General features: G+C 56.4%; 3 protein-coding genes. All 3 read right to left on the minus strand.

Going from position 1 to position 5,463, the window contains the following annotated elements; genetic code table 11:
• Positions 1-649: 649 nt before the first annotated feature.
• The 3 genes from GOX53_RS28595 to GOX53_RS28605 all read right to left on the minus strand — a co-directional run bounded on the left by GOX53_RS28595 (position 650) and on the right by GOX53_RS28605 (position 5,340).
• The gene (locus tag GOX53_RS28595; RefSeq protein WP_254446856.1) at positions 650-1,741 is read right to left on the minus strand and encodes a Hint domain-containing protein; all 1,092 of its coding nucleotides are present in this window, start codon (positions 1,739-1,741) and stop codon (positions 650-652) included.
• The gene (locus GOX53_RS28600) at positions 1,734-2,315 is read right to left on the minus strand and encodes a recombinase family protein (protein WP_171182276.1); all 582 of its coding nucleotides are present in this window, start codon (positions 2,313-2,315) and stop codon (positions 1,734-1,736) included. Before GOX53_RS28600 ends, GOX53_RS28595 begins: the two co-directional genes overlap by 8 nt.
• Positions 2,316-2,454: 139 nt before the next feature.
• On the minus strand, positions 2,455-5,340 hold the full coding sequence (locus GOX53_RS28605; RefSeq protein ID WP_171182277.1) for a Tn3 family transposase: 2,886 nt from the start codon (positions 5,338-5,340) through the stop codon (positions 2,455-2,457).
• Positions 5,341-5,463: the final 123 nt, after the last annotated feature.

Consider the following 5,463-nt stretch of genomic DNA (forward strand, 5'->3'; position numbering starts at 1 on the left):
AGGCCCAACCGGCTTGAGGCTGTGAAATCGGACAAATTCTGGAACATTTGTGAACATTACTTTCTGAGTTCAATGACGCCCAGTTCCTGCCACATCCAGGTGAAGTCGTAGACCGGTGGTGACGCATCGCGACCGTTGTGCCCAGCACCTCGAGCGGGGAGGCGGACCTTCTCCGCATCTGCGAACCGATTGGGTGGCTGTATCGGGAGCAGACATTCGGTTGCCATGGGAGCGCGAATAAACAAGCGTCATTGCTGTGGTTGCCATCCGACGGCGAACGTTCAGCAGGCACTCGCCGTATTGATCTGCGCCGGTCCGACGCTCGCGATTATGGCCGGTTCTGTCAGATCTTGTCATGCGCTGAAAACCACAATGCAAGGGGCTCGTCGGTAATAGCCACTTGGGGTTCAGCGCGTCATAGCTGGCGAAAGGGGGCTTTTGCCATTCTTCAGGTGCCGTTTGATGATTCTTTTCCGGCGCTTTCCGTCGGGAATGAACCTGGCAGGTTGGCCCAACCGCCCCGAACGTGCACAGGTGGGGGTTATGAGGAACACAAAGAGAACGCGCAAATTTTCACCCCTTCGTTGCTCGCTGTTTGAACTTAAAAGATGCGGACAAAGTCAGCTTTCGCTGCAAAAGTGGCCAAAATTCAGAACATTTGTGAATACTGGATGTTTTCCGGGCTTATGCAGGGCCTGTTGTTCTTCAAATGCCTAGCGATGAGCTGTTTTTGGCTTTTCCCAGGCGGGATGAGCCGGGCCGGTTTGGGTCGGTAGTCCAGCTTTTTAACTTCGGGGAAGATGGAGAGAATTTCCTGACGGGCTTCCGGGCTGATTGACTTCAATGTTTCCGGGCCGGTGAACAGGCTTTCGGTTAGGGCACCCTCGGCATAGATGATCTCATGTTGGTCAAACAACAGGTGAATGTACTCGATGCTTTGTACGGCCTCATCCACGAAAATGCCCGGAAGTTCTGTGAGTTTTATTGCTGGGATCAGAACTTCGGATTTGCCAAACATGCGCTCCGCAATCTTGGATTGAAGCAACATGCGATGTTGGCGTGAAACCAGCATATCACGTTCAGGAAGTCCTTGTGCTAAAGCTCCTGCTATAATTCGAACAGGCCGCAGTTTGGGGTTTTGTTCCAGCTGTTGAGCGGTGTATTTGCGTCGCCCAATCCAGCGTATTGCCTGAAATTCCCTATCCTTCGTCAAGACAAGGTCACCTTCAGCTAGCTGTTCAATTTTCTGAGTTCCGCCAAGTACGGCAACCATGGTTCCACTTGTGAAGCAAGGTACCGTTCCCGGCGTTGGATTAGTCTGAAGCGTATAGGAGGAACCATCTGTGGATTCTAGTGACGACCCACTTCCGGCGCTGCCGATTTCTGTCGACGTCAGACCATTAGCCGGGCCTTCGGTAGCAGTTACGGCGGCGGCAGTATCGGAAAATGATACGAACGAAAACACGGTCCCGTCACTGCTGTCTGAAAGAGATACCGCGTTGGAAAGGCCGAGACCATTGAAGGTTCCAGAAGACGATGTATCGATGACATATACGTCTTTCCCGGCGATTGTCGTAGGCGTGATACCGACGAGCGTGTTCGTGGATCGAATAGTTCCATTAGAAAAATAGATGGTAATTTCGAGATCGGATATGTCGGTGCCAGCGTCGACAGCCACTTCTATGAAATCCAGAGACGCGCCGCCCAAATATTTTAGCTCTGAAAAGTATGGGTCAGCCATTGGCTGTTTCCTCATAACAGTTGGCGGAGGTGGCGTTCTTTAGTGCCCTATAGACAGTCATTCTTGAAACGCCGAGGTCACGCGCGACCTGAGCTTTTGGAACACCAAATTCGACACGCCTTTGGATTTCCGCGTCGTCGACCGTTTTTTGCCTCCCCTTGTAGACGCCCTTACCTTTGGCCGCCTCAATCCCGGCACGCTGCCTGTCACGAATGAACTTGAGTTCCATGTCGGCGACCATGCCGAGAACGGTGATGACCATCCGGCCCATGTCCCCGGCGGTGGTGACTTCAGGTTCGAGCACTCGGAGCGATGCGCATTTGGCATCCAGTTCATAGACCAGGTTCAGCACATCGCGGGTGGATCGGCCGAGACGATCCAGACGATGCACGACCAACTCGTCACCGTCACGCAAGAACTCCATCACTGTCGCCAGCTCAGAACGATCATCACGGGAAGCACCAGAAACGGTTTCCGAGCGGATGACCTCACAGCCTGCCGCCTTCAGCTTGGCTTTTTGAATATCCAGATCCTGGCTTGAGGAGCTGACGCGGGCGTATCCAATCTTGGCCATAGGTTCCTGTCACATTTGAGTGGGTTTGCTGCTGAATTTGTAACATGCGGCTTATTGCACCCAACTGTGACGAAACTTAGGCGATGATTGTGTCACATTCATATGCCATCTTTGTGTGCGCCCATTTGTGACGCTTGGATCATGCGGCCATCGCGCCGAAATAGATCCGCTTGGCGAGATCGACCTCGAACCGGCCATAAGGATTGATGTGCAGGTAGATCAGTGGCGATAACCCGCGATAGTCGCGCTCCGATAAACGGCCCGCCCATGCGTTGTCGGCGAGCACGGACTGGATCATCCGCGTGTTGACGTAGACCAGCGATGCCTGAAGCAGATGAAGAGCATGAGCCGAGATTTCCTGATCGGCTACACGATTGGACGCGATTTCTCCGCCTTTGCCAAAAAAGACAAAACCGTTGGCGCTGTTCCAATTCTCGACCACGTTCAATCCTTCGTGGATCTCACGGCGATATACCTCGGATCGCAGATACCGGCACAGGAAGATTGTCTTTATGACGCGGCCCAACTCGGCCAGTGCCTTGTAGGTCGGGTGCATCACATCCGTCCGGGCGAACCGGCGCAGGATGGCCTCCGGGTCGGCGGTGCCGTTGCGCATGGCGGCGGTGTATTTGACCATCTCGTCATACTGTTGCTCAATTTCGTCCCAATCGACCACGCCGGACAGGATCGGTAGGAGGTTGGGTAATCGCCCCCGCAATCCCGCACTCGGCAGGGCCAGTTTCTGGCGAGCAATGGCTTTCAGGCGCGGGGCGAGTTCAAACCCAAGCAGATGGCAGAAGGCAAAACCAACAGCACTTTGACCATGACTATCCACGTACTGGCGCTGGATCTCCATATCCGTACAATGGCGCAGCACGCCTTCGATCATCGCGGCCACCTCGGACGAGGAACATCGCTTGAGCTGAGAATAAATGCAGGTCGCCTGGCGCTCGACATGCCAGTAAATCATCACGCCTCGGCCACCGTACCGGGCATGCCATTCGGTCATCAAGTTGCGATCCCAAGCCCCGAACTTGGTGGAATCCGCACCGCAGGCCGTGCCTGCCTCACCCCAGACCACCGGATTGCGAATGGCCAGTGTGGCATCCGCGACGCGAGCAGCAGCGGCCCGCAAAGACGCGGGATCAATATAGCGGCGGCGAATATGCAGCAGCTCATCGTGGCTCACACCCGGCATGCCTGCCGCCACGCGCTTCAACCCGGCATTCGTTCCGAGACCATAGAGGCATAGCAACAGGCGTTGATCCCGGATGCCACTCGGCAGCGCCTCTCGGCTGGCCGAGGTCTCGAAGGCATTCAGAAAACCCGTGTCCAAAGCAGCTTCTTTGAGAGTATCCAGAAGTCCGGTCATCGGCCAACGCCTGGCAACCTCGGACTTCAACGCCGCCAGTCCTGCCGGTTCCGGTGCCGGGGCAAACGGTGTGATGCTGATCCTGTTCTCTCCCCGCCAACGAAGCCGCACCTTGTCGTCGTGTGGCAAAGCGGCATTCAGATTGAGCAGTTCCTCTTCCATTTGGGCTTTGACGGTCATTGTAAAATCGCGGGCATCCTGAGTCAGGTTCAACTGCGCATAGTAAGTGGCCCGGCGCTCCGGAAAATCCCTCGGCAGATCGTCATCCGGGTTGCGGTAGCGGTCGGCACCTTCAATCCAGATTTCCTTCGCCCGGATACGTTCGCGCAACTGCGTCAGCACGCAAAGCTCGAAGGAGATGACGTTCAGGCGGCCCTTGGCATCGATCACCGTCTCCCGCCATTTGGCTGGAATTGACCCGGTGGGCGCGGTGGATGCCGGTACGAACCGCCGACCCTCTCGGGTCAGACGGATGATGAGCTGCAGCGCCTCCATGAGCGGACGCCAAGCCGTGTTGTTCGAGCGGAACTCCAGGGCAGATAACAGTGATGGCAGCATGCGCCGGTAATGGCTGGCGTAAGAGGCGCGCATCACGGTTTGAACACGCCGGTCTAGCGTGCCCTTGGCGCGGTGCTCATCGATCACAGCTTTCAGCTTCGCAGCCGCCGCGACAGGGTAGATCACATCCGATACCCGGCCATCGGGATCATCAATGGCCGCCATGGCGATATCGACCAGCAAGCGCTCCTTGCCATGCACCTTCTCGATATCGGCGGCGATCCTGCTGATAACCTTGCGCCGCGACTTGGTGCCAAGCCGATGCACGACCTCAATCAGCAGATCGACCAGGCCGTCGATCATCTGGGATCGGCGTGTCATCAGATAAACGGCAAAGAGACCGAGACGGCGGGGCCTGTCATGACGGCGCATCTCTGTTGCAGTTTCACCCTCGACACGCCGCGCCAGTTTTTTGATCCATTCAGGGGCCAACCCGTCCAACACATCGAAAGGGAGGTCCTGATCCTGGATGAAAGCCAACCGCGCCGCCGCAGCCAACACTTTCTCCAAACTGGCAGCGCCTGCATCATCCTTCAGTTTGCCAAACCCGGTCGTCTCGCGCGGCTCCGCCAAGCTTTTTTCCAGAGACATTACTGCCGCAACGCACAGTCGATCCGTGACCGAGGCCAGGAACCGGTCGAGAAAACCCCGGCGCACTGATCGCACGAGGCGCAGAACGGAACCTTCCGAGGGCGGAATGAAACCCTGTTGCCGGAGCCGGTCAAACCCCCGGTCAACCAGCTCGCCCCGGAAAGCAACCTGGGGACAGATATCTGCCAGCCATGCCTGAAACTCAGCTTGGTCGCGCGCAGACATCCGCGAGAGCCCACAATGCTCTGCAATCGCCTGCCGATACCGCCGCCCGGTTCTGTCTGAAAACGCCCGCGACGGTCGCTTATCCTGCAATTCCATTTGCGAGGCCACATAGGACAGTGCGTCTCCAGACACGTCCAACCAATCCTCAACAAACCGGCCATGAAGACGGAGATGACAAAGCTGCAAGGCCGCCTCTAACCAAACGTTGCGCGGCAGCTCAGCCAAGAACCGCAGGTCGTCAAACGAAACTCGCCAATTCTCTGCAAACCCCGAATCCATGAACGACCCCCTATATCCCAAGCCAAAACGTGTTGACTATCTGATACAGAGCACCGCTCGACTCAATCCGTTCACAAATGTTCTGAATTCTGTCCGATCTCGCAGCTTCGGGCCGGTTGGGCC

The sequence above is a fragment of the Ruegeria sp. HKCCD8929 genome (assembly GCF_013031405.1).
Lineage (GTDB): Bacteria > Pseudomonadota > Alphaproteobacteria > Rhodobacterales > Rhodobacteraceae > Ruegeria.

Coding starts and splice junctions, on each gene's coding strand:
- GOX53_RS28595 (WP_254446856.1), bottom strand. CDS start 1,741: ATGGCTGACCCATACTTTTCAGAGCTAAAATATTTGGGCGGCGCGTCT.
- GOX53_RS28600 (WP_171182276.1), bottom strand. CDS start 2,315: ATGGCCAAGATTGGATACGCCCGCGTCAGCTCCTCAAGCCAGGATCTG.
- GOX53_RS28605 (WP_171182277.1), bottom strand. CDS start 5,340: ATGGATTCGGGGTTTGCAGAGAATTGGCGAGTTTCGTTTGACGACCTG.